The organism is Peribacillus sp. NJ4 (genome assembly GCF_030348345.1).
GTDB lineage: Bacteria > Bacillota > Bacilli > Bacillales > DSM-1321 > Peribacillus.
Genome location: NZ_JAUCFQ010000001.1, coordinates 1,734,913 through 1,758,186, shown reverse-complemented (window position 1 = coordinate 1,758,186; position 23,274 = coordinate 1,734,913). Strand labels below are relative to the sequence as shown.

The 23,274-nt window shown below is 43.5% G+C and carries 21 protein-coding genes, 1 other RNA gene and 1 other annotated feature; of the genes, 6 read left to right on the top strand and 16 right to left on the bottom strand.

Annotation, left to right across the window (positions count from 1 at the left end):
• Positions 1-63: 63 nt before the first annotated feature.
• Positions 64-825 carry a tRNA threonylcarbamoyladenosine dehydratase gene (locus tag QUF94_RS08800; RefSeq protein WP_230155021.1) on the bottom strand — a complete coding sequence of 254 codons (762 nt, stop codon included), beginning with the start codon at positions 823-825 and terminating at the stop codon, positions 64-66.
• A 111-nt stretch (positions 826-936) separates the two neighbouring features.
• A complete protein-coding gene (locus QUF94_RS08795) occupies positions 937-2,043 on the bottom strand; it encodes a M20 family metallopeptidase (protein ID WP_289315521.1) in 1,107 nt (368 codons plus the stop codon).
• A gap of 106 nt (positions 2,044-2,149) precedes the next feature.
• Between QUF94_RS08795 and QUF94_RS08790 the strand changes: the two genes are divergently transcribed.
• The gene (locus tag QUF94_RS08790) at positions 2,150-2,338 is read left to right on the top strand and encodes a hypothetical protein (protein WP_289315520.1); all 189 of its coding nucleotides are present in this window, start codon (positions 2,150-2,152) and stop codon (positions 2,336-2,338) included.
• On the opposite strand, the gene QUF94_RS08785 is transcribed toward QUF94_RS08790, so the two are convergent.
• Positions 2,324-3,295 carry an NERD domain-containing protein gene (locus QUF94_RS08785; RefSeq protein WP_289315519.1) on the bottom strand — a complete coding sequence of 324 codons (972 nt, stop codon included), beginning with the start codon at positions 3,293-3,295 and terminating at the stop codon, positions 2,324-2,326. The genes QUF94_RS08790 and QUF94_RS08785 overlap by 15 nt on opposite strands.
• 103 nt (positions 3,296-3,398) lie before the next feature.
• On the opposite strand from QUF94_RS08785, the gene QUF94_RS08780 reads away from it, so the two are divergent.
• The gene (locus QUF94_RS08780; protein ID WP_289315518.1) at positions 3,399-3,710 is read left to right on the top strand and encodes a hypothetical protein; all 312 of its coding nucleotides are present in this window, start codon (positions 3,399-3,401) and stop codon (positions 3,708-3,710) included.
• Between the two features lie 103 nt (positions 3,711-3,813).
• The gene (locus QUF94_RS08775; protein ID WP_289315517.1) at positions 3,814-4,026 is read left to right on the top strand and encodes a hypothetical protein; all 213 of its coding nucleotides are present in this window, start codon (positions 3,814-3,816) and stop codon (positions 4,024-4,026) included.
• An 84-nt stretch (positions 4,027-4,110) separates the two neighbouring features.
• On the opposite strand, the gene ssrS is transcribed toward QUF94_RS08775, so the two are convergent.
• From ssrS to QUF94_RS08755, 4 genes are all read right to left on the bottom strand, one after another.
• Positions 4,111-4,296, bottom strand: a non-coding RNA gene (ssrS, locus tag QUF94_RS08770) — 6S RNA.
• An 87-nt stretch (positions 4,297-4,383) separates the two neighbouring features.
• Complete coding sequence (gene aspS / locus QUF94_RS08765; RefSeq protein ID WP_289315516.1) at positions 4,384-6,153, bottom strand: aspartate--tRNA ligase; 1,770 nt, start codon at positions 6,151-6,153, stop codon at positions 4,384-4,386.
• A gap of 12 nt (positions 6,154-6,165) precedes the next feature.
• On the bottom strand, positions 6,166-7,437 hold the full coding sequence (gene hisS / locus QUF94_RS08760; protein WP_289315515.1) for a histidine--tRNA ligase: 1,272 nt from the start codon (positions 7,435-7,437) through the stop codon (positions 6,166-6,168).
• A gap of 94 nt (positions 7,438-7,531) precedes the next feature.
• Positions 7,532-7,770: a binding site (T-box leader), on the bottom strand.
• 78 nt (positions 7,771-7,848) lie between these two features.
• Complete coding sequence (locus QUF94_RS08755) at positions 7,849-8,022, bottom strand: hypothetical protein (protein WP_289315514.1); 174 nt, start codon at positions 8,020-8,022, stop codon at positions 7,849-7,851.
• 129 nt (positions 8,023-8,151) lie between these two features.
• Between QUF94_RS08755 and QUF94_RS08750 the strand changes: the two genes are divergently transcribed.
• Positions 8,152-9,921: an N-acetylmuramoyl-L-alanine amidase family protein gene (locus QUF94_RS08750; RefSeq protein ID WP_289315513.1), complete on the top strand. Its 1,770-nt coding sequence runs from the start codon at positions 8,152-8,154 to the stop codon at positions 9,919-9,921.
• Between the two features lie 87 nt (positions 9,922-10,008).
• On the opposite strand, the gene dtd is transcribed toward QUF94_RS08750, so the two are convergent.
• From dtd to QUF94_RS08720, 6 genes are all read right to left on the bottom strand, one after another.
• The gene (dtd, locus tag QUF94_RS08745; protein ID WP_289315512.1) at positions 10,009-10,452 is read right to left on the bottom strand and encodes a D-aminoacyl-tRNA deacylase; all 444 of its coding nucleotides are present in this window, start codon (positions 10,450-10,452) and stop codon (positions 10,009-10,011) included.
• 15 nt (positions 10,453-10,467) lie between these two features.
• Positions 10,468-12,666, bottom strand: coding sequence for a RelA/SpoT family protein (locus QUF94_RS08740; protein WP_289315511.1), 2,199 nt, complete (start codon positions 12,664-12,666; stop codon positions 10,468-10,470).
• A 315-nt stretch (positions 12,667-12,981) separates the two neighbouring features.
• Positions 12,982-13,494, bottom strand: a complete 513-nt coding sequence (locus QUF94_RS08735; RefSeq protein ID WP_061464220.1) for an adenine phosphoribosyltransferase — start codon at positions 13,492-13,494, stop codon at positions 12,982-12,984.
• Positions 13,485-15,860 (bottom strand): single-stranded-DNA-specific exonuclease RecJ, encoded by a 2,376-nt coding sequence (gene recJ / locus QUF94_RS08730; RefSeq protein WP_289315510.1) that lies wholly within the window; start codon positions 15,858-15,860, stop codon positions 13,485-13,487. The genes QUF94_RS08735 and recJ overlap by 10 nt, the downstream gene beginning before the upstream one ends.
• 144 nt (positions 15,861-16,004) lie before the next feature.
• Positions 16,005-18,266, bottom strand: a complete 2,262-nt coding sequence (secDF, locus tag QUF94_RS08725) for a protein translocase subunit SecDF (protein ID WP_289315509.1) — start codon at positions 18,264-18,266, stop codon at positions 16,005-16,007.
• A 186-nt stretch (positions 18,267-18,452) separates the two neighbouring features.
• A complete protein-coding gene (locus tag QUF94_RS08720) occupies positions 18,453-18,758 on the bottom strand; it encodes a post-transcriptional regulator (protein ID WP_289315508.1) in 306 nt (101 codons plus the stop codon).
• 166 nt (positions 18,759-18,924) lie between these two features.
• On the opposite strand from QUF94_RS08720, the gene spoVB reads away from it, so the two are divergent.
• On the top strand, positions 18,925-20,487 hold the full coding sequence (gene spoVB, locus QUF94_RS08715; protein WP_289315507.1) for a stage V sporulation protein B: 1,563 nt from the start codon (positions 18,925-18,927) through the stop codon (positions 20,485-20,487).
• A gap of 28 nt (positions 20,488-20,515) precedes the next feature.
• Here the strand turns inward: spoVB and QUF94_RS08710 are convergent, their stop codons facing one another.
• On the bottom strand, positions 20,516-21,196 hold the full coding sequence (locus QUF94_RS08710; RefSeq protein ID WP_289315506.1) for a DUF421 domain-containing protein: 681 nt from the start codon (positions 21,194-21,196) through the stop codon (positions 20,516-20,518).
• A gap of 169 nt (positions 21,197-21,365) precedes the next feature.
• Between QUF94_RS08710 and QUF94_RS08705 the strand changes: the two genes are divergently transcribed.
• Positions 21,366-21,737: a TIGR04086 family membrane protein gene (locus QUF94_RS08705; protein ID WP_289315505.1), complete on the top strand. Its 372-nt coding sequence runs from the start codon at positions 21,366-21,368 to the stop codon at positions 21,735-21,737.
• Between the two features lie 46 nt (positions 21,738-21,783).
• On the opposite strand, the gene yajC is transcribed toward QUF94_RS08705, so the two are convergent.
• Both yajC and tgt read right to left on the bottom strand, forming a co-directional pair.
• On the bottom strand, positions 21,784-22,068 hold the full coding sequence (yajC, locus tag QUF94_RS08700) for a preprotein translocase subunit YajC (RefSeq protein ID WP_289315504.1): 285 nt from the start codon (positions 22,066-22,068) through the stop codon (positions 21,784-21,786).
• A gap of 42 nt (positions 22,069-22,110) precedes the next feature.
• Complete coding sequence (gene tgt, locus QUF94_RS08695) at positions 22,111-23,250, bottom strand: tRNA guanosine(34) transglycosylase Tgt (protein WP_289315503.1); 1,140 nt, start codon at positions 23,248-23,250, stop codon at positions 22,111-22,113.
• Between the last annotated feature and the right edge of the window lie 24 nt (positions 23,251-23,274).

The window sequence follows — 23,274 nt, the reverse complement described above, 5'->3', positions numbered from 1 at the left end:
TTAAAAGGGAATATCTCCTATTAGACAAAAAAAAACTGACCCTGTATAGAGTCAGTCAACTTATCAATCATTTACACGGCGTACTTCAATATCTTTTAAAATATCATTAATCACCCAGCTTGCTGCAATTAAGCCTGCAACAGATGGTACGAAAGCATTCGAAGATGGCGGCATTTGGGCCTTACGGATTTTTGCCTCATCATTGCCGACTTCTTTTCGGACATCCTCACGAATGACAATCGGACTTTCGTCGGAGAAGACAACGGGAATTCCCTTTGTTATGCCCTCTTTACGCAATCTAGTACGAATGACCTTGGCAAGCGGGTCGGTATGCGTCTTGGAGATATCGGCAATTTGAAAACGTGTCGGGTCCATTTTATTGGCGGCCCCCATGCTTGAAATCACCTTGATATTCCGTTTCAGGCATTCCTTCATCACATGCATCTTATAAATGACCGTATCGGATGCATCAATGACATAGTCCAGTCCATAACTGAAGAATTCTTCAAACGTTTCTTCTGTATAGAACATTTTAAGGGAAATCACTTCGCAGTCGGGATTGATGTCCTGAATGCGATTTTTCATCAATTCCGCTTTCGGTTGACCGACTGTTGATAATAGTGCATGAATCTGTCTGTTCACATTTGTGATGTCGACATCGTCTTTATCCACAAGAATAATACGGCCGACCCCCGTGCGTGCCAATGCTTCAGCCGAAAAAGAACCTACGCCTCCTACACCCAGGACAGCAACGGTCGTGTTTTTCAGGATATCGATGCCTTCCTTGCCTATTGCTAATTCATTTCGTGAAAACTGATGCAGCATATATATTCAACTCCAATAAATTCTGTTCTTATTTAGCTTCCCAATTAACAATATATCATAAACATCATTTATGACAAGCGAAATATGAGCAGTCTAATCGGAATTAGTGTACTAGGTCATTTTTGCTAATTTCTGAATGACGTTCGCCAGCAGGAGAGTCCGTTCTGTCAGGCTGGGAATTTCCAAATACTCCTCTTCACTATGTGCATTCCCTCCAATGGGCCCGAGTCCATCTACTGTCGCTATCCCCAATACAGAAGTAATAGATGCATCCGAACCTCCACCCGTGGCCGTATCTGTGATTTTTATGCCGATTTCCTCCCCGGCCTGACAGATAGTCTCTAAAAGCAAGTTCGTTTTCTCGTTCTTTTCCATGGGAGCCCGGTCCATTTTCCCGCTTAATGTCGTTTTCGTCCCTGGAATATAAGTTTCAGCGCAGATTTTTTTCAGTTGTTTAAGAATGATAGCTTCTTGCTTTTTTTCCGAGATCCGTACATCCACAAAAGCAGCCGCATGGGCAGCGATGGCATTGACAGCAGAACCTCCTTCAATCATGCCGACATTAACGCTGATACCTTTCTGTTGATCATTCAATCGGTGTAAGGCAATGATCTTATTAGCCAATTCTTCAATTGCACTCCGACCCTTTTCCGGTTCAATCCCTGAGTGGGCTGCCACCCCCACTATATCCACTTTAAATTGACCGCATCCCCTTCTTGCCGTGACAAGTGAACCATCCATCCTTGCCGGTTCTAGAATTAACGCGAACTTCTTATTGGCCCCTTTTTCCGATATGAGTGAAGCGGAAGACGGAGACCCGATCTCTTCATCACTATTGAGAATGATTTGAATATGCTTATAGCCTGTCTGCCCCGTCTGTTTCAAGCAAAGGACCGCATAAAAAAGCTCAACTAAACTAGCCTTCATATCAGCTACACCAGGACCGTATGCCCGATTTCCCTTCACTCTAAAAGGACGTTTTTGCGCTGTCCCTTCTGGAAAAACCGTATCCATATGGGCGACGACCAGAATATGCGGTTGATGTGCCTCACGATGCTGGATGACCAGCTGATTTCCATAATTCTGCTGCTCAACGGTATTCACAATAAAATCCAGGCTTTCAAATTTCGCTTTTAAAATCGAACCAATTTCATCAATACCCTTTTTCGTATGAGAACCACTATCTATATTCACTAGCCGCTCCACTAATTGAAGCATTTCGTTCCTCTTTGCATTCAATAAATCTTTCAAAGCCCTCACTACTTTCTATCATTGGCTGATTATAATTCCAACCTTACTATAATTTACGAATCTATATTGCGGAATGTTACTTAAATGGGGATATTTGAAGTTTATTCGAGAGTTTTTGGGGTTTACTCGTGAATTTTGGCTTTTTACTCGTGAGTTTGCGGCATTTACTCGTGAGTTTGGGGCTTTTACTCGTGAGTTTTGGCTTTTACTCGTGAGTTTTGGCTTTTTACTCGTGAATTTGGGGCTTTTACTCGTGAATTAATCCTTCAAGACTATAAGCTCTATTTTTAAATTGCCCTGAATAAGGCAACCCCAGGGCAGATAGCATTCGTTGCATGATATCGATTGAATCTATTTGTAAAAAGAGCCGTGCTTGTTTATTCGTAATCTTGGGTTTTATAAGTAGAGCGAAATCACGAAGAGTTTGTATGTGGGCATCTTTGGAGGCGTAAGAACATTGACCGCATGACCATTTGCCCCAGTGATATTGCATATGGAGAGTTGAGCATTTAGGACATTGAACGCTTTTGAGCAGATCTTGCTCATCGATTTGATACCATTCGAGTATATCCTGATTATGTGGAGTGTTTGTTAGCATCATTGTGTTCGAAAGTCTATTTCTCTGCCTTTGAGTTAATTGCTCAGAAGGATACTTTTCTTCAAGAGTGTGAATTTTGGAGATTAGGGTTTCTTTTCCCGTGATTCTTTTGAAAATGGGGGTAAAACCTGGGGTAGTCCTGATGATGGTATTCGAGTTTGCATTGGCTATAAGCGTTTCAATCGGAAGCGCGGGGAATTTATGAAAAGCGAGCCAATCCGATAATCGGGATTTTTGCACGTCAACCTGGATTAGCGGGTCCAGATAAGCTTGTTCCTGACCATCTTTTGTTCTAATCAATTGAGGATAGGTGCGATCAAAGTAGAGCATTCCCGCAAAGTTTTTCACTTCGATGATGATACAGACATTCCGGGTGATTATAAGGAAATCCATTTGAAAATAACGACTCCCATCGTTGCTTAACCTCAAGTCATGCAATACTTGATATTCTTTTGAAAGATCCTTCAACTCATTTCCAATACTCCGCTCCCCGTTAAAACCTGTATCGATTTTACGGAAATCGTTCCTTATCTTTTCCTGTTTTGGATGGTTTGGTGATAGCCTCCTGCTTAATGCCTCCAGTTTGAGCATTTTCAATGGCTTTTCACACGGTTTTAGCATTCATTCATCAACTCCTTGTCCTTTAGCTTCTTTGTTAATGCACTCTTTTCCTGCTGGTAAACTGAAAATCAGCATTTTACCCTGAGTTTGCTCTGTTTAATTCGTGAATCTGTTCCTTACTCGTGAGTTTTGGCCTTTTACTCGTCAGTTTGGGCTTTTTACTCGTGAGTTTTGGCCATTTACTCGTCAGTTTGGGCTTTTTACTCGTGAATTCGGGGCTTTACTCGTGAATTCGGGGCTTTTACTCGTCAGTTTGGGCTTTTTACTCGTGAGTTTGGGCTTTTTACTCGTGAGTTTGCGCCTTTTACTCGTCAATTTGCGCCACTTACTCGTCAGTTTGGGCTATTTACTCGTGAGTTTGCGCCACTTACTCGTGAGTTTGCGCCTCTTACTAGTGAATTTGGGGATTTACTAGTGAGTTTGCGCCACTTACTTGTGAGTTTGGGGTATTTACTCGTCAATTTGCGCTTTGTACTCGTGAGTTTGGGCTATTTACTCGTCAATTCGGGGCTTTACTCGTGAATTCGGGGCTATTTACTCGTCAATTCGGGGCTTTACTCGTGAATTTGCGCCTTTTACTCGTGAGTTTTGGCCTTTTACTCGTCAGTTTGGGCTATTTACTCGTGAGTTTGCGCCTTTTACTCGTGAGTTTGCGCTTTTTACTCGTCAGTTTGGGCTTTTTACTCGTGAATTTGCGCCTCTTACTAGTGAATTTCGGCTTTTACTCGTGAATCCACGCCATTCACTCGTAAGTTACGCTATTTTAACGCACAAAAAAACCCATGTTATTTAACATGAGTTGCTTTGTAATATGTAAGAGTCCCAATTGTGCCGTTTACGCCTTTGTTTTGAACCCGCTCTCCGCAGGTGGGTGCTCGGTTCCTCGCGTTTGTAAGTCCTCTTCGAGGGAGGCATTTACGCGGCCAGGAAACTAGTGCTCCCGGTAACTATAAGTGTTCGGTCAAAACTTATAGGTTAAAGAACGAACACATCAGGACTCTTACTTGTTGAAGATATCATATCATAATGCTTAACTCCGTTTCAAGAGAAAGCATCTAGGTATTTTTTCATATTTTTTCCCAGTTTTATTACTTTTTTAGTGCAGCAAGCCTTAGGTTAAGTTCGGCCAATTGCTTGTCACTTACAGCACTCGGTGCGTCAACGAGTAGGTCGCTTGCGCTTGCTGTTTTCGGGAATGCGATGGTATCGCGAAGGTTCGTGCGGCCTGCAAGCAGCATGACCATACGGTCCAATCCAAGGGCGATTCCGCCGTGTGGTGGCGTTCCGTATTCGAATGCATCCATTAGGAAGCCGAATTGTGCGTTTGCTTCTTCTTTCGAGAATCCAAGGACTTTGAACATTTTTTCCTGAACGTCGCGTTCGAAAATCCGCAGTGATCCACCGCCAAGTTCGTAACCGTTCAAGACAAGATCATACGCTTGTGCCCGGACGCTTGCTGGGTCTGATTCCAATTTGTCCATGTCTTCACGGAATGGCATTGTGAATGGATGGTGTGCTGCATAGTAGCGTCCTTCTTCTTCGTCATATTCAAATAATGGCCAGTCCGTCACCCATAGGAAGTTGAATTTGCTTCGATCGATCAAGCCTCTTTCTTTACCAAGCTTGTTACGAAGTGCTCCTAGTGCATCGGCGACTATGCCTTTTTTATCCGCCACGAACAAGATTAGATCGCCCACTTCAGCTTCCAATACGGATACTAATTGCTGTTGATCTTCTGCGAAGAATTTAGCGATTGGCCCTTTTACTCCGTCTTCTTCAACTTTCAGCCATGCAAGGCCTTTTGCACCGTAGATCGCTGCAAATTCAGCCAATCCGTCAATATCTTTACGGGAATAGTCCGCATTTCCGTCCTTAACGACGATCGCTTTAACTTGTCCGCCGTTTGCAACAGCGCCGGTGAACACTTTGAAATCACTGTCTTTCACGATTTCCGAAACATCTTTAAGTTCCATTCCGAAACGCGTATCCGGTTTGTCGGAACCGTAACGGCTCATCGCTTCATTGTATGTCATTCTAGGGAATGGCAGTGTTACGTCAAGTCCTTTAACATCCTTCATCACTTTAGCCATCATGTTTTCTGCGGTGTTAATGATATCTTCTTGGCTCATGAAGCTTGTTTCAATATCGATTTGCGTGAATTCAGGCTGTCTGTCAGCACGTAAATCTTCATCACGGAAACAGCGGGCAATTTGATAATAACGTTCGAAACCGGATACCATCAATAGCTGCTTGAAGATTTGCGGTGATTGCGGAAGTGCATAGAACTCACCTTCGTGTACACGGCTAGGCACTAAATAATCTCGTGCTCCTTCAGGTGTACTTTTCGTTAAGATAGGTGTTTCGATATCAAGGAAGCCTTCACCGTCCAAGTAATCACGGATTGCTTTTGTTGTTTGGTTACGCATTTTCAACGTTTCGAACATCGCCGGACGACGCAAGTCCAAATAACGGTATTTCAAACGGATATCTTCTGAAACATCCGTTCTTTCATCAATGATGAATGGAGGGGTTTTAGCCTCGTTTAAAATTGTAACGTTTTCTGCTTGAACTTCGATGGTACCTGTTGTTACATTCGGGTTGAAGTTGGCTTCATCACGTTTGATGACTATCCCTTGGATATCAAGGACGTATTCATTACGGATCTTTTCAGCTGTGGCCAATGCGTCTGCCGAAATGTCCGGATTGAAAACGACTTGGACGATTCCGCTTCTGTCACGCAGGTCGATGAAGATTACCCCGCCCAAATCCCGACGTTTTTGTACCCATCCTTTTAATGTTACTTTTTCACCAATAGCTGCTTCTGTCACTTCACCATTGAAGTATGTTCTGCCAAACATGGTATTTCCCCCTTAAGCCTGTAGCTTTTTGAATTGTTCAACGAATGTGGCAAGGTCCATTTGGACTTGTTCACCAGTTTCCATGAACTTTACATTGATTTTATTATTTGCCAATTCATCTTCCCCGAGTGTCGCCACATATCTCGCTTCCAGGCGGTCGGCTGATTTGAATTGAGCTTTCACTTTACGGTCTTGATAGTCTTTTTCGACAGTAAAACCGGCCTTCCGCAATTGATGGGCAAGTTTGACATTATAATCCTTGGCTGTTTCACCTAATGAAACAAGATAGCAGTCAATTCCCTTTTTGATCGGAAGCTCGATGTTCTCTGCTTGTAATGCTGCAATCAGGCGTTCAATGCTAAGAGCAAAGCCGATACCAGGTGTTTCCGGTCCGCCAAGTTCTTCAGACAGCCCGTTATATCTGCCGCCTCCGCAAAGTGTAGTAATGGCACCAAAGCCTTCTGCATCACTCATGATTTCAAAAGCGGTATGATTATAGTAATCCAAGCCCCGCACAAGTGTAGGATCTTCGACGAATTCTATTTCCAAATCCGTAAGATGCTGTTTCACTTTTTCGAAATAAATACGGGATTCATCATTTAAATATTCAATGATGGATGGCGCGGTGTTCATCAATTCATGATCGTGATCTTTTTTGCAATCCAGGATACGCAATGGGTTTTTTTCCAGGCGGTTCTGACAATCGCCGCAAAACTCTCCAATCCGAAGTTCGAAATGTTTGATTAAAGCATTGCGATGCGCTGTCCGGCTTTCCTTATCACCAAGGCTGTTGATCACAAGTTTCAGCTTTTTCAATCCAAGTTCTTTGTATAGGTTCATCGCAAGTGAAAGAACCTCTGCATCGATTCCGGGATCCTTACTACCTAAAGCTTCGATGCCGAATTGAACGAACTGGCGGAAGCGGCCTGCTTGTGGACGTTCGTAACGGAACATCGGGCCGATATAATAAAGCTTGACCGGTTGATTGGCCCACCCGAACATTTTGTTCTCGATATATGACCGAACAACTGATGCGGTGCCTTCCGGACGAAGGGTTAAATTCCTTTCACCGCGATCTTGAAATGAATACATCTCTTTTTGTACGATATCGGTTGTATCACCTACACCACGTAAAAATAATTCGGTGTGTTCAAAAATCGGTGTGCGGATTTCTTTATATTGATAACGGTGACAAATATCACGCGCTGTCTTTTCGATATACTGCCAAATTTCCGTTTGGCCAGGCAATAAATCCTGGGTACCTCTAGGAATCTGAATAGACATATATGTTTCCTCCTTTAAAGCAAAACGCCCTTTATCCAGCGCTATACTGATTTTTTCCAAACAAAAAACTCCCGCCCCTTGTAACTTATCCGTTACAAGGGACGAGAGTTTGGATATCCCGTGGTGCCACCCTAGTTGAAGCACAAAAAATAAGTGCCCCCGCTCAAAAACAGTTAACGCCTGTTTTACGTCCATCTCCTATTAAGTAAAACCGTTCGGAGTGAAGCCTACGGAGGGTTCTTTCATTAAGTCATCATGTGGAATGCTTTCAGCCTCGGCATTTCCTCTCTTTTCATGTGTTTCTTAATTACTCTTCTCCATCATTGGTTATTGCAGTAATAAGTCTGATATTTTATAATCATACGGACGTTAACATCAAATGTCAAGGTAGGCTGAGGATTTTGTCGCATTTTATTGGTTCAAATGTTTTTTCAAATTTTTGACCGTCCGGACATTGACTCCGAATTCGGATGCCAATTCAACAAGGTTTGCGCTTTGTTCCTTCTGGATGAAATCGTGAAAATCGACACCTAATACTTGATTGCCTCCGCTTAAGCTCGTTTGATCTTTTTCGCTGAATTTCATGTAGGTTCCCTCCTCGAGTTATATAAGCTTTATTCTTTCCAAAAAAAAATGTTTTTTGCACTGGGAAAGAGGGAAATTTTTATTGAACGAGAATACATACATATAGACATTAAAAGGGAGAGACAACTTATGAAGAAGAAATCGGGTTTATTCTGCCTGATCCTGATGCTGACGATCTCAGCAATGTTCCCCGTCAATCATGCTTTTGGAAAAGAAGAAGGGGAAATTATCGTGACGTCCAAAGTGGTCAATGTCCGTGAAGGTGCAGGTCTCAGTTTCCCTATCGTAAAAAAACTGGCAAAAGGGGAATCGTATCCAATACTGAAAGAAGATGGCGACTGGATTGAAATCCGGATTGGCGTCGGCAAAACAGGATGGGTCGCCAATTGGTTAGTGGAGAGAAAATCGGAGTCGGATACCAATCAGGTCAAAAAGGAATCCGGACAAGGTATGATATCCGGTAGCTCCGTCCGCGTCCGTACAGGTCCCGGAACTACATTTCAAACGGTTGGTTCCTTGAGTAAAGGAACAGCTGTTGACATTATCGAAAAGAATGAAAATTGGATAAAGGTCAAAACGGCGAATATCGAAGGTTGGGTCTCTTCTGACTACCTTAAGCTTCCCGCCTCATCTGGGAATGCAGCGAAGAAAGATTCTACTAAGGAAAAAGAAACGAATCAATCCGTAAAAACCGGAGTCACTTTGGTGGACCGGCTCAATGTCCGTTCGGAACCATCGAAAAGCAGTGCCGTGCTCGGAAAGCTGAATAAAAATACGGCAGTGACCGTTTACAGGGTTGAAAATGAATGGGCTGAAATTGATTTCCAAGGAGTCCGGGGTTGGGTAGCTGAACCTTACATACAAATAAGCGAAGATGAAGATGATACGAAAATTAATATGGCAGGCGCGACTGCAAGGGTGACCGCTGAAGGTTTAAATGTCCGGAAAGATGCCTCTCTGAGCAGCAAGGTCATCGGTTCGGTGAACAAGGATGAGACATATGCCATCTTGCAAACAAAGGGGAAAATGACGCAGATCCAGCTTTCCGGTACAAAAAAGGGCTGGGTAGTGAGTTGGTACTTGGAAAAAGAGAATGTTGAACAAACGACTAAGGAAAAGAAGATTGATGTAAAAGGAAATAAGATAACCATCATTCATGACGGAACGATCCTTAGAAGTGAGCCTGATGGCGACTCGGAGATCGTAGAGCAGGTCAATGAAGGTGAAACGTTCTCCGCATCAGGTAAGGAAGGCGACTGGTATTCCATTAAACTAAAGAGCGGAAAAACCGCTTATGTGGCTGGATGGATCGTGACGATCGAAGGGAATTCCGAACAGATCCAGCGACCAGGCGTTGAAAAATATTTAAAGGATAAAACCATCGTTATCGATCCCGGCCATGGCGGCAGGGATAGTGGTACAGTAGGGGTCGGTGGCACTCTTGAGAAAAACCTGACGATCCGGACGGCTGAGTTGCTGCGGGACAAACTTCAGGCGGCAGGAGCAAAAGTTATCCTGACCAGAAGCGGCAATACCTATGTTCCACTTCCTTCCCGGGTCGGCACTTCACATATCCATAACGCGGATGCTTTCATCAGCCTCCATTATGATAGCACCAAGGACCAGATCACCAGCGGGATAACTACATACTACTATCATGACTACCAACGTTCATTGGCCACTACACTGGCCAATTCACTCGGTTCCACCATGCAGGTGCCCAACCGCGGATCACGTTACGGGAATTTTCATGTTACCCGTGAAAACAAACGTGTAGCTACACTTATTGAACTAGGTTATTTAAGTAATCCGGTTGAAGAATTGACGTTAACATCGAATGAGTATCAAGAAAAGATCACATCGGCCATCTATAATGGATTGGCGCGGTATTTCAAATAAAGACAAGACAAGCCAGCTTCCCATCGAAGCTGGCTTTTCCATTCGTCGGCATTTATTTACCCAAACAAAAAAACCTGCCGCAGCAGGTTATTTTTTGCTTTCAAGTATTAATGTAACGGGACCATCATTAGTAAGCTGAACGTCCATCATGGCACCAAATTGACCTGTTTCCGTATGGACGCCTTTCTTGCGGAGTTCCTCGTTAAATGCTTCATATAATTCATTCGCCTCTTCAGGACGGGCGGCGTCCATGAAGTTCGGTCGACGGCCTTTACGGCAATCGCCATATAGGGTAAATTGCGAAACTGATAAAATGGAACCTCCTACATCCAATAGTGAGTGGTTCATCTTTTCATTTTCATCTTCAAATATCCTGAGATTGACAATCTTATCGGCCAAATATATGGCGTCATCGATTGTATCCCCATGGGTGATACCAACCAGTAGAACGAGTCCGCTGTCGATTTGCCCGATTACTTGGTCTGCAACAACGACTTTTGCCGCTTTGGAACGTTGTAAAACAACACGCATGGTAATAAAAACTCCTTAGTTCATTATCCTTCTGACGGAATAAACATCTGAAATTTGTTTTATACGGTCGACGACCTTTTGTAAATGGGCAATGTTATGAATGTAAATCGACATGTGAATGGTCGCGACCTTATTCCTGTCGGATTTACCAGAGACCGCTGAAATGTTGGTCTTGGTTTCATTGACTGCCTGCAGCACTTCGTTTAATAAGCCGCGACGGTCATACCCGCTGATTTCAATTTCAACGATGTATTCCTTGCGTTCGTTAATTGTACTTTCCCATTCAACCGGTACCAGGCGATGATCGGAATCCCCGCTTTCCAGGTTCGGGCAGTCTTGTCTATGGACTGAAACTCCACGGCCTTTGGTTATATAACCAACGATTTCATCTCCAGGAACTGGGTTACAACAGCGTGATAAACGGATAAGCAGGTTATCAATCCCCGGCACCTGTACACCTGAGTCACGTTTTTTAGTTGAATTGGAGAAGGTTTTCAGATCGGCTACCGCTTCTGAAATATCTGCTTCCTGCTCGACCATTTTCTGCTTTCGCCATTTTTCGGTAAGGCGGTTAGCTACCTGAAGGGCAGTTATTCCGTTATATCCGACTGCTGCATACATATCTTCTTCATTCAGGAAGTTGAATTTATCTGCAACACGCCTGATGTTCTCGGGAGTCAGGATTTCCTTCAGATCGAACTCCATATCCTTGATTTCTTTTTCAACAAGCTCTTTGCCTTTTTCGATATTTTCTTCCCGGCGCTGCTTTTTGAAAAATTGGCGGATTTTATTTTTAGCTTGAGATGTTTGCGTGAGTTTTAGCCAGTCCTGACTTGGACCATATGAATGCTTCGATGTTAAGATTTCAATGATGTCGCCAGTTTTCAGTTTATAATCCAGCGGTACCATTTTCCCGTTAACTTTGGCACCAATCGTTTTGTTTCCAATTTCCGAATGGATCCGGTAAGCGAAATCAATTGGGTTGGAACCTGATGGGAGTTCGATGACATCGCCTTTAGGTGTGAAAATGAATACCATATCAGAAAAAAGATCTATTTTAAGGGATTCCATGAATTCCTCGGCATTAGTCGCGTCATCCTGGAATTCAAGAATTTCCCGGAACCAAGTCAATTTTTCTTCTAATGAAGGCTGTTCACCGACATCTTTTCCTTCTTTATAAGCCCAGTGCGCGGCAACCCCGAACTCGGCAATGCGATGCATATCGGAAGTACGGATCTGCACTTCGAGCGGATCGCCTTTCGGACCGATTACCGTCGTATGGAGCGATTGATACATATTCGGCTTCGGCATCGCGATATAGTCTTTAAATCGGCCAGGCATCGGCTTCCAGCATGTGTGGATGATCCCTAAAACCGCATAGCAATCTTTTATGCTATTGACGACGATCCGAACTGCAAGCAAATCATAAATTTCACTGAACTGCTTATTTTGCAAAGCCATTTTGCGATAAATGCTGTATATATGTTTCGGTCTGCCGGAAAGGTCAGCCTTAATGTTGACTTCCTCAACGTTTTTACGCACTTCATCAATGACTTCTTCCAGATACTCTTCACGTTCTGCACGCTTTTTCTTCATCAGGTTGACGATTCGGTAATACTGCTGAGGATTCAAATACCTTAGTGCAGTATCTTCAAGTTCCCATTTAATCGTGCTGATACCAAGACGATGGGCAAGCGGTGCAAAGATTTCCAACGTCTCGTTCGATATCCTTCTCTGCTTCTCCTGCGGCAGATGCTTCAATGTCCGCATATTGTGTAGTCTGTCGGAAAGCTTTATCAAGATTACCCGGATATCTTGGGCCATCGCCACGAACATTTTCCGATGGTTTTCCGCCTGCTGCTCTTGCTGTGATTTATACTTGATTTTCCCTAATTTGGTCACGCCATCCACGAGCATGGCGACTTCAGGACTGAAATTTTCTTCAATATCCTTCAGAGTGATCTCCGTATCTTCAACAACATCATGTAAAAAACCTGCCGCAATAGTTGCAGGGTCCATTTCAAGATCAGCCAGAATGCCCGCCACTTGAATCGGATGAATAATATACGGCTCTCCCGATTTACGGAATTGTTCTCGGTGAGCATATTCTGCATACTTAAACGCTCTATGAATAAATTCAGCTTCTTCCGGCTGAAGATATAAGCTGGCCCGTTCTACAACCTGCTCGGCAGTCAATATTTGATCATTAGCCATTTAATCACCTTAACCCCACTTTAACTGCCACCGGTATGATCCGGATTGAGTATGATTGGTAGCACTTCCCTTTATTCTGCAAAACGTGACAATTTTTGCGAAAAAAAATAAATCCGCTTAAACGGATACAAGTGCAAATAAACTTATTAGCAGAAAAACTCTTTATTATTACTATTATCGAAAAAAAAGGCAAGGATGTAAAGGGTTAAACGTGTATTTTATAAAGAATAATGCATTTTTTCACTGGAAATTCGACAAAATCCAGTTAAAACGAGTAAAACAGAAAGAGCACCCTGGTCAGAGTGCTCTTCTTTATTAAAAGCTCATTAATGTCAAGACATCATAGCCGTCTAATTTATCTTTACCATCCAGGTCCGTCAATTCAATTAGGAATGCAATCCCGGCTACAATTCCGCCAAGCTGTTCAACCAATTTGATCGTCGCTTCGATTGTTCCGCCAGTAGCAAGTAAATCGTCCGTAATCAGGATACGCTGTCCCGGTTTGATGGCATCTTTATGGATTGTCAAAACATCCTTGCCATATTCTAATCCATATTCGACTTTTATCGTTTCACGTGGAAGTTTTCCTTCTTTTCTCACTGGCGCAAAGCCGACTTCCAATGAGTATGCGACTGGACATCCGATAATGAATCCGCGTGCTTCCGGTCCGACAACTAAATCGATATTTTTATCGCGAGCGTACTCGACGATTTGGTCTGTTGCGTATTTATAAGCTGCGCCGTTATCCATTAATGTTGTAATATCTTTGAAGACAATACCCGGTTTTGGCCAGTCTTGCACAATTGTTACATATTGCTTTAAATCCATTGCTTTGTTTCCTCCTCAAGGTCTGTTGCCTCATGGACTAAATAATGATTGAACCAATCGAATAATTGCTGATAGGAAGAATAAACTAGCTCTTGTTCAAGCTCAAATTGCTCTTTCTTTCTTATATACGATTCAGATTCACTGAGATCGCGTTTTTTCGCATTGGTTGTAAGCATAATTAACCCATTCTCTATTGTAACAAAATCAAGCTCAAAAAACACCTTAGAAATGAAATCCACGGTATCCCTTGACCAGCCGCGGTATTTGGCAAGGTCATCACCATATCTTTTCACATCGAGCGGACCCTTTTTGGCAAGGAAGGCGTAAAACCATTTAAAATGGTCCCTTGTTGGCATCGTACTTAAGAAATGGTCCTGTTCATGTGAAAGGTGAGCGTAGATACGCGATGGATTCTTATTGGCAATGACCCGTTTCAAATATTCCCTTAACGGTGGCATGTCCATAAAAACCACATGTCCTTCGAGGCAGTCGAGCTGATCTGCATCCTGTTCATTCTTGATATGAACAAGATCCGGATGGTTTTGTAAAAATGGATATCTGCTATAAATATCTTCCGAGAAAATGACGATTTTTCGGTTTTGTGCCGGAATGTCGGCAAGCCACTTCTCTGCCTGGCCCTTGCCGCGGTAATCGAATAACTGCCAATGGTTCACAGAGACATCCTGGACAAAGATCTGGGGCTTTTTCATATTATTCCACTCATTGATGGAAAGCTCTCCAATCACCGAGACTTCAGCGTGCGGAGCTAATTCATCCACAAAATGACCGAGACCGAAGCCTACGCCATCAAGTTTATGATTTTCGCCATCTTCCAGCTGGACCTTCAAGTGATTTTGGTTGGCACCAATTTTACGGGCGCTTGAAAGTTGTACGGAATCTATCAAAATCTTCGGCTTAGGATTCGTAACCCCGAATGGCGCTAGCAGGCTCATCTCCTGAATCGTTTGAACGGAAACTTCAGCTAAAGTCGTAGCACCGTCCAAATTTGTAATGGGTGTGAAGTCCTCTTCATTCAGTTGTTCCTTCGCAATCAAGTTCATGCGGTCCCTAAGCTCCTGAACATCTTCAATTTTCAATGTCATTCCAGCAGCCATAGGATGGCCACCAAAATGAGGCAGTAATTCACGGCAGGTGGACAGACTTTCAAAAAGATCGAAACCGGCGATACTCCGGGCAGAACCTTTAGCGTATCCCTTTTCCCGGTCATAGCTCAATACAATCGTGGGCCGGTAAAAGCGTTCAACCAGTTTAGAGGCCACAATACCCACAACACCGGCGTTCCAGCCTTCCCTGCCGATGATGAGCACACCATTCGAATCCGGCGGGAAGTTTTCCTCAACTTCAGAAATCGCTTCTTCCGCCATCTCTGCAACCATAGCCTGCCGCTCTTTATTGATATCATTGATTTCATTGGCGAGTTCCGTCGCTTCTTCCAAGCTTGCAGACATCAATAAATCCACAGCGGGGTCGGCATCTCCAAGACGTCCGACAGCATTGATCCGTGGTGCCATCGCAAAGCCGATCGATTCTTCATTCAATGCTTCCTGCTGAACATTCGCCACTTTCATTAATGCAACAAGTCCCGGACGGCGGGTCAAACGTAACTGCTCGATGCCTTTTGCAGCAATGACGCGGTTCTCCCCTTGTAAAGGCACTAAATCCGCTATGGTGCCAATTGCCGCTATTTCAAGCAAATCTTCAGGCAATTCTCCAAGCAAGGCGTGTGCCAGCTTAAAGGCGACCCCTACTCCCGCAAGGTCTTTAAATGGATAGGAACTGCCCTCTAGTTTAGGATGGATGATTGCCAATGCTTCAGGCAATTCCGGTCCCGGTTCATGGTGGTCGGTCAAAATATAATCCATTCCAAGCTCTCCGGCAAGCTTCGCTTCATCGATTGCAGAAATTCCTGTATCGACGGTTATCAATACCTTCACCCCTTGCTCAGCTGCAAGGCGGAACGCCATTGGATTCGGTCCATACCCCTCGGTAAACCGATTCGGGATATAAAAATCCACATCGGCCCCCAATCTCGTTAGTGCCGTCATCATCACTGTGGTCGATGTCACGCCATCCGCGTCATAATCACCGAATATACGTATTTTTTCTCCATTTTGAATGGCTTCTCTTATTCTATATACTGCTTTATCCATATCTTTCAATAAAAATGGATCATGAAAAGTTTGATTTTTTACAAATAAAAATGATCGGGCACTTTCAATCGTATCCAGGCCTCGATTCACAAGCAACGCTGCAACCAAAGGTGTGATATGGAGCTCTTCAGCTAGTGCAGCAACTTTGTTTTCATCGGCAGTTCGCAGGTTCCACCGAGTTTTTGGCTTTAACATTAATTCACCCCTCAACTTACTCATTATACAAAACGGCAATAACGGTTTCAATTTATTTTAAACTCAAAAATGGCTGTAATTCCCTATTCAGCAAGTTAGTCTCACAAAAAGAAGGCTGGCATCATGCCAGCCCCCTCTCACCTATTAAACTTGTCCTTCAAGACTTTGTTTCTTCTCTTTTGCGGTATTCAGCGGACCTTTCTTCTTCAATTCCCTGATTTTCAAATCAAGCCAGAATTGGGAAGCGATCAATAGTGATGAATACACGCCGCATATTAAACCGATAAACAGTGCAATGGAGAAGTTTCGGATAGCTTCACTGCCGAAAATCGCCAACGCGATAACCGTAATGAGAACGGTCAATACTGTGTTAATGGATCTCGTCAAAGTTTGCCTGATACTGATGTTTACAATGTTCTCAAGCTCTTCGACGGTTTTGACTTTACGACTGAAGCGTAAGTTTTCACGAATGCGATCAAAGGTTACGATCGTATCATTGATCGAATAACCGACGATCGTCAGAACCGCAGCAATGAAGGTGATATCCACTTCAAGCCGAAGTAAGCTGAAAACCGTTATGATGAAGAATGCGTCATGTATTAGCGCTACGACGGCCGGTACAGCCATTCGCCATTCAAATCGTATCGATACATACAATATGATTCCTATTGATGCAATCGCTAACGCAAACATGGCATTTTTCGCAAGTTCTTTCCCGACTGTCGGCGAAACGGTGCTGACATTCGGTTCTGCTCCATAATCTTCCTTGAAATGGTCCTTCAATTCAGCGATTTCCTGTTTATCAAGGACACCGACTGTCCGAACGACAGCATTTTTATTTTCTTTTCCAGCGAGCCTGACATCCTTGATGTCATCCTTATCAATACCGACCTTGCTCATTTCGGTTTTGACTTGCTGAGTCGTCAAGACATCTTTGGACGCAATCTCAATTCTGGTACCGCTCGTGAAATCAATCCCTAGATTCAATCTGAAGACGAGCAGGAAAATGATCCCGATAATCGTGACACCGATTGAAATGCCATAAAAAACTTTCCGATGTTTGACGAAATCGATTTTATCAAAGCGCGTTGGCAATGACATTAATTCAATTTTCTCGGATAAATCGTGAATGTATTTCTTCTTCACGCCAAACCATGATGTACGTTTGTCCAGGAACCCGCTATTCACCCACAGGCTCATGAAAAGACGTGTACCATAGACGGCTGTAATGAAACTCATTAAAATCGAAATGATCAAAGTTGTTGCAAACCCTTTAACCGAGCTTGTTCCATAATAGAACAGAACGGCCGCAGCCAGCAAGGTCGTTAAGTTCGCATCCGTGATCGTAGCAAGTGAATTTTTCGTACCTTCTTTATAAGCTGCTTTAACTGAACGGCCAAGTTTCAGCTCATCCCTGATTCGCTCGTAGGTTATGATGTTGGCATCGACAGCCATCCCGACCCCGAGTACCAATGCCGCAATACCAGGCAGCGTAAGGACTGCATTCATCCAATCAAACACTAATAGCGTCAAGAAAATGTATATGCTTAAAGTGACGACTGCAATGAATCCCGGGAAGCGGTAATACACAAGCATGAAAATAAAAACAAGTGCAATCCCGATGATTCCCGCAAAAATGGTATCATTCAGCGCACCCGCGCCAAATTGGGCACCTACAGAAGTGGAGTACTTTTCTGTTAAATCTACTGGCAGTGCACCTGCATTCAGAAGGGCTGCAAGCTCTTTCGCTTCTTCCACCGTGAATTGACCGGTAATATATACCTTCTTCGTATTGAAAACTTCACTGACAGCTGGAGCTGAAATCATATTGTCTTGTGAAGCTGTATCCTTAATGGAATCTTTTCCTTCTTCGAAATCCAACCAGATTGCAAGGACATTAGTCGGACTTTCCATCGAGGAAATTTTTTGGGTGATATCCTTAAATTTATTCACATCTTTCAATGTGACTTCGACAACCGGTTTATTATCTTGGAACGTTTGTTTCGCGCCGCCTTCTTTCAGGTCAGCACCTGTCATCATTTCCTTATCGTTATAATCACGGAAGGATAATTTAGCTTGTGTCGAAAGGATTTCCCGAGCGTTGTTTTGGTCTTTGACTCCAGCCAATTGAACGCGGATCCGGTCTTTCCCTTCGATTTGAATGTTAGGTTCGCTAACGCCCAAAACATTGACACGCCGCTCAAGCGAGCTTACTGTAGCCCGTAAAACATCCGGGGTGATCTTTTCCCCAGACAGCGGTTTTACTTCATATAACACTTCAAAACCGCCTTGAAGATCAAGACCCAGCTTGATATCCTTTAGGATTCCTTTTGAAGTCGATCCCATCGCTGCGAAAATCAAAAGTGCAATTAGAAAAAATGCAACGATCCTGCCTCTTTTTACCATTATGTAGTAGGCCCCTTTCTATAATACGCCTGTTCCTGAAGTTTTAAAAAAGTTCATATGATAACTGCATACCCTTTGCTTCTAGAGAAAAAAGACACAGCTTCCCATACTTTTTCCCAAAAAAAGCATAACCATATCCATTATGAGTCATATACAAACAGCTGTCAATTTAAGTATATCTTTGCATCATTCTTTTAAAAGTTCCTTCAGTTCCTCTTCAGAAAGCGGCTCAAATAGGTTTGGTGATTTATATGCTTCGACCATTTGGAAGGTCATGAACTGGTTGCTTGAAAATGTCACGATATCTGCGACAAGTTCATGAAGGTGAATGTTTTCCTGCGGACGCTTCCATTTATTTTTGGTCAAGGTTCCCCATATGTCTTCCTCTGTTACGGCATTCAATCCGACCATTTCGAATTCCTCACGCTTGCTCTTCAAAAATGGGCGTACCTTTAGATAATACCTTTGATAGGGATGATTCTTTTTCGCCATCACTTTGCCTCCAGTAAAAATGATTCTCAAATGAATGCGCATTTTCTTAGAAGGGTTTCAATCATTTGTTAGAACGCAAACAAACACTTTTGTCATGCTTTGTCCAAGTACAAGCATATAGATAATTGTATAGCATAACCGCTTTTTTGAGAAGGGAGGGAGTTCAATGTCCAAATTTTTAAAAGGGACGCTGATTTTATTAATCGCAAGCCTGATAACAAGGGTTCTTGGTTTCATTAACCGCATTGTCATCGCCCGCTTCATCGGCGAAGAGGGCGTTGGTTTATATATGATGGCTTTACCGACCCTATTTCTCGTCGTAAACATTACCCAGTTAGGCCTGCCTATCGCCATTTCCAAATACGTGGCAGAGGCAAATGCCAGAGGTGATGAACGGAAAATAAAGAAAATCCTTGTCGTCTCTTTGGCCTGCACCTTTACGCTATCGATGATTTTCACTCCCGCAATGCTGCTTTTCGCGCCGGTGCTCTCAGAATATCTATTCACTGACGAACGGACGGTATGGCCGCTCATGGCGATTGCTCCTATCGTACCGATCATCGCCATTTCATCCGTACTGCGCGGTTATTTCCAAGGCAAGCAAAATATGAAGCCCTTCGCTTTCTCACAAGTTATCGAGCAGGTGGCGCGAATCACGTTCATAGCCGTCCTGACGAAGGCCTTTTTACCATATGGAATCGAATACGCTGCAGCCGGGGCGATGTTCGCTTCTATTATCGGAGAGCTTGTATCTCTCTTCTACTTATTGACTAGTTTTAAATTAAAGAAACATTTTAAGTTCCGGAAAGGTTTCTTCAAGAATGTCAAATCCGGAAAAGGAACGCTCACCGAATTGATGGGGATTGCCCTTCCTTCCACCGGAAGCAGGATCATTGGATCAGTTTCGTGGTTTTTCGAACCGATAGTGGTCGCTCAGAGTTTGGCAATCGCCGGCGTCACCGCAAGTGCAGCCACCAGTCAATACGGGGAGTTAACAGGATACGCACTGCCTTTACTCATGCTTCCATCATTCGTTACATCCTCTTTGGCGACGGCTCTTGTCCCGGCAGTGAGCGAAGCCCGTACGACCGGAAACTTTTTACTCGTTGAACACAGGCTTCAGCAGGCCCTGAAAATCACCTTTATCACTGGCTGTTTAGCTATCGTCATTCTGTTTATCTTTGCCGAACCGATTTTACAAGTCATGTATGGCTCATCGCATGCTGCTGTTTTCATTAAATTCCTGGCACCTTTTTTCATCCTTTATTACTTTCAATATCCGCTGCAATCCATGCTGCAAGCACTGGATCTTGCAAAGGCCGCAATGTTCAACAGCCTGGCTGGGAACATCCTTAAAATCGGTGTGATTTGGCTGCTGGCGTCAAAGGAAAGCTTCGGGATCATGGGAGCCGCAATCGGGATAGCCGTCGGTACGATGCTCGTTACCTTCCTGCATTTTTCAACCGTGCTGAAGGTCGTCCCTTTCACGCTTCATTTCCGCAGCTATATGTCAGCTTTGGTCCTTGCTTTAATTTCCGGATGGGGCGGTTATTATCTTTATCAATTCCCGCTCTCCTCACAGCCTCTTGGCATACGGCTTTTGCTTTCCGTGACGGTCGTTATCCTGCTGTTCACATTTTTCCTGCTCATGACCGGCAGCATAAAAAAGGCGGATCTAATCCGGATACCTGTAGTGGGAGGCTTTTTATCAAAATTGGCTTGGAAATAAAATGAACCGAAGCATTCAAAGGCTTCGGTCATTTCTTCACTTCATTTTTATCAATGTAAAATTGGCCATCTATGTACCCGCAAATCGAAATCTCTTTAATATTCGTTTCTCCCAATTTTTTCAACTGATGCCGGAGCCAAAAATGGTTTTTCCCAATTTTATCAAGATTTTCTTCCTGTATCTCTCCGTCGACAATTAGCGGAAATGGTACCTCACTTTCCGACCTTTCTTCGTCGCATTTTTTAATCACTGAGAGCCTTCCTGAAGTTTCAAGGATGGCAAATTGAACTTCGTTCATATCAATAATTCCTTGTTCACGAAGCTGGGTCAATAAGTCATCAAAATTATATCGTTGTCTGCGCATCGCTTTTTCATCTATTTTCCCCTGATTAATGATGATCTGCGGCTTACCGTCCATGAAATAGCGAAATTTGACACTTTTCAATGAGGCAAATGCCAATGTAATTTGGAGGATCGCAAGGACAAACATTGGGATAGTCTGTCGGATAAACGGTTTTTCCAAATCTTCAAAGGATAGCACAGCAATGTCCCCTATCATGATGGATACCACTAAATCAAGAACGCTCAGTTCCCCAACTTCCCGCTTACCCATCATTCTAAAAAGGAACCAGATGACTAGATAGATTACCGTCGTTCGGAAAATAATCCCTAGATAGATATCCACTTCAATAACACTTCCTTCATCCATAGCATGGCTTGGGAACTGAAAAATTACTCCATAATCTTTGCTAATTTTGCGGGAAGCTTCTTAAACCTGGTCTAAAGGTTCGATACGGGGAATATGCTTGTACAAACACATAAACAGGCTATACGTATCAGCCTTTTAAAAAGGAGGAATACCAATCGAAACTAAAAAAATGAGTGTCGCCGTAATTTATGGCGTAGGCTCCATCTTTGCCATAGTGATGATTGCAAGTTTAATCGTTTCCATCCTTCTACGTTTCACTTCACTGACGGAATCATCCCTGACATACGTGATCATGATCGTGTCCTTTTTATCACTGTTCATTGGTGGATTCATCTCAGGAGGCAAAGGGAAAAAGCAAGGACTATTCTTAGGCGGTAGTACTGGGCTGCTTTATCTGTTGGTCGTGTTCCTATTTCAATATTTAGGTCACGATGCGCTCTTCACCATCAAGCAATGGATATACTATGGCTGTTTTGTCATTACGGCCATGATGGGTGGCGTGCTTGGGGTCAACATGAGTTCCGAACAACGTACCAATTAAAAAAGCACAGCAAAAAACCGGGCACATGGCCCGGTTTTCGTTTGTCTTATAAAGTTGCTTCTTTATTTGGTGCGCTTTCCTTAATTTCACGGATTGCCGCACGGTCGAAAGTTAGTTTTGTACCGTCTGGTGATTTAATGACGATTTGCAATTCATCGATCGCATCGATTGTTCCGTGCATGCCGCCGATAGTAGCAACTTTATCACCTTTTTTCAAACTGCTTTGCATGTTTTGCGTAGCCTTTTGGCGTTTTTGCTGCGGACGGATCAATAAGAAATAGAACAATACGAACATTAAGATCAACGGAAGTATTTGTGTTAAATTACCCATTTGTAAAATTCACTCCTTTCATACATTAAAATATTTATGGAATTAGAAGTTTCTCGCATTAGGTTCATTGAAACCATATTGCTCAAAAAACTCTTCCCTAAAGTCTCCAAGACGATCTTCTCGAATAGCTTGTCTGACCTGTTCCATCAAGTTTAACAGAAAATGAAGGTTATGATAAGTCGTAAGACGAATCCCAAAGGTTTCTTCACATTTAATCAAATGGCGGATATATGCCCGGCTATAATTCTTGCAAACATGGCAATCGCAATTTTCATCGATTGGACCAAAATCACGTGCATATTTCGCATTTTTCACAACCAGCCGCCCATTGCTCGTCATCAGCGTACCATTACGCGCAATTCGCGTCGGCAATACACAGTCAAACATATCGACTCCGCGGAGTGCACCATCGATCAATGAATCCGGCGAACCGACTCCCATCAGGTAACGCGGTTTGTCAGTTGGCAGCAGCGGACTTGTAAACTCAAGAACGCGGTTCATGATATCCTTCGGTTCCCCTACGGATAATCCTCCAATAGCATAACCCGGGAAGTCAAGGGAGACAAGGTCTTTTGCACTTTGTTTGCGAAGATTTTCAAACTCCCCGCCTTGAACGATCCCGAACAGCCCTTGGTCATTTGGACGCTCATGGGCATTCAAACAGCGTTCTGCCCAGCGTGATGTCCGTTCAACCGACTTCTTCATATACTCTTCAGTCGCCGGAAATGGCGGACATTCATCGAATGCCATCATAATATCGGAGCCAAGTGCATTTTGTATTTCCATCGCTTTTTCCGGAGATAAAAATAATTTATCGCCATTCAGATGGTTTCTAAAATGTACGCCCTCTTCTTCAATTTTACGGAACTCGCTCAAACTGAAGACTTGAAAGCCGCCAGAGTCCGTCAAGATCGCCCGATCCCAGTTCATGAACTTATGCAATCCGCCAGCTTCCTTGATGATTTCATGCCCCGGACGCAGCCATAAGTGGTACGTATTGCTCAGGATGATGCCTGCCCCCATTTGTTTCAAATCTTCCGGGGACATCGTTTTGACAGTAGCCATCGTTCCAACCGGCATGAATGCCGGCGTGTCAAAAGAACCATGCGGCGTATGAACCCGGCCTAGCCGTGCCCCTGTCTGTTTACATGTTTTGATTAACTCATATCGTATTGCAGTCAACGCAATAACTCCCTTCAAGAGCTT

Excerpts from the sequence above, each read along its gene's own strand:
- dtd (WP_289315512.1), bottom strand. The coding sequence starts at position 10,452 with ATGCGTGTTGTTTTACAACGTTCCAAAGCGGCAAAAGTCGTTGTTGCA.
- QUF94_RS08790 (WP_289315520.1), top strand. The coding sequence starts at position 2,150 with ATGTTACTTAAATGGGGATATTTGAAGTTTATTCGAGAGTTTTTGGGG.
- hisS (WP_289315515.1), bottom strand. The coding sequence starts at position 7,437 with ATGTCTATTCAGATTCCTAGAGGTACCCAGGATTTATTGCCTGGCCAA.
- QUF94_RS08705 (WP_289315505.1), top strand. The coding sequence starts at position 21,366 with ATGAGTGTCGCCGTAATTTATGGCGTAGGCTCCATCTTTGCCATAGTG.
- yajC (WP_289315504.1), bottom strand. The coding sequence starts at position 22,068 with ATGGGTAATTTAACACAAATACTTCCGTTGATCTTAATGTTCGTATTG.
- aspS (WP_289315516.1), bottom strand. The coding sequence starts at position 6,153 with ATGTTTGGCAGAACATACTTCAATGGTGAAGTGACAGAAGCAGCTATT.
- QUF94_RS08755 (WP_289315514.1), bottom strand. The coding sequence starts at position 8,022 with ATGAAATTCAGCGAAAAAGATCAAACGAGCTTAAGCGGAGGCAATCAA.
- spoVB (WP_289315507.1), top strand. The coding sequence starts at position 18,925 with ATGTCCAAATTTTTAAAAGGGACGCTGATTTTATTAATCGCAAGCCTG.
- QUF94_RS08740 (WP_289315511.1), bottom strand. The coding sequence starts at position 12,666 with ATGGCTAATGATCAAATATTGACTGCCGAGCAGGTTGTAGAACGGGCC.
- recJ (WP_289315510.1), bottom strand. The coding sequence starts at position 15,860 with ATGTTAAAGCCAAAAACTCGGTGGAACCTGCGAACTGCCGATGAAAAC.
- secDF (WP_289315509.1), bottom strand. The coding sequence starts at position 18,266 with ATGGTAAAAAGAGGCAGGATCGTTGCATTTTTTCTAATTGCACTTTTG.
- QUF94_RS08795 (WP_289315521.1), bottom strand. The coding sequence starts at position 2,043 with ATGCTTCAATTAGTGGAGCGGCTAGTGAATATAGATAGTGGTTCTCAT.
- QUF94_RS08785 (WP_289315519.1), bottom strand. The coding sequence starts at position 3,295 with ATGCTAAAACCGTGTGAAAAGCCATTGAAAATGCTCAAACTGGAGGCA.
- QUF94_RS08750 (WP_289315513.1), top strand. The coding sequence starts at position 8,152 with ATGAAGAAGAAATCGGGTTTATTCTGCCTGATCCTGATGCTGACGATC.
- QUF94_RS08735 (WP_061464220.1), bottom strand. The coding sequence starts at position 13,494 with ATGGATTTAAAGCAATATGTAACAATTGTGCAAGACTGGCCAAAACCG.
- QUF94_RS08710 (WP_289315506.1), bottom strand. The coding sequence starts at position 21,196 with ATGGATGAAGGAAGTGTTATTGAAGTGGATATCTATCTAGGGATTATT.
- QUF94_RS08800 (WP_230155021.1), bottom strand. The coding sequence starts at position 825 with ATGCTGCATCAGTTTTCACGAAATGAATTAGCAATAGGCAAGGAAGGC.
- QUF94_RS08720 (WP_289315508.1), bottom strand. The coding sequence starts at position 18,758 with ATGGCGAAAAAGAATCATCCCTATCAAAGGTATTATCTAAAGGTACGC.